At 63.0% G+C, this 449-nt stretch carries 1 protein-coding gene; it reads right to left on the reverse strand.

What is annotated here, in order from left to right:
- A partial coding sequence (locus DM374_RS32780; protein ID WP_225422711.1) for a YDG domain-containing protein occupies positions 1–449 on the reverse strand: 449 nt, incomplete at both ends.

Consider the following 449-nt stretch of genomic DNA (forward strand, 5'->3'; position numbering starts at 1 on the left):
GGTGATACCAGTCACGGCGCTGATGCTGGCCTTGGCGATATCGGCGCTGGTAGTCGCGGTGTTGTCGGCCAGGGTGTAGTTGCCGGCGTCGGCGCCACCGAGGACGATTTCGCTGATCCCGACCGACTTGCCATTGCCGGCGTTCTTGTTGGTGAAGGCGCCATTGGCAGACGCCACACTCAACTCGTCATCGCCGAAACGACCGGTGAAACCGCTGCCATCGTAGTTCAGGCTCGCGTCTGTGGTGCCGTCGTAGGTGCGGTTTTGCGCGGTGATACCGGTCACGGCGCTGATACTGGCCTTGGCGATATCGGCGCTGGTAGTCGCGGTGTTGTCGGCCAGGGTGTAGTTGTCGGCGTCGGCACCGCCCAGGACGATTGCGCTGATATCGACCGACTTGCCGTTGCCGGCGTTCTTGTCGGTGAAGGCGCCACTGGCTGAGGTCACGT

The organism is Pseudomonas huaxiensis (assembly GCF_003231275.1).
Lineage (GTDB): Bacteria > Pseudomonadota > Gammaproteobacteria > Pseudomonadales > Pseudomonadaceae > Aquipseudomonas > Aquipseudomonas huaxiensis.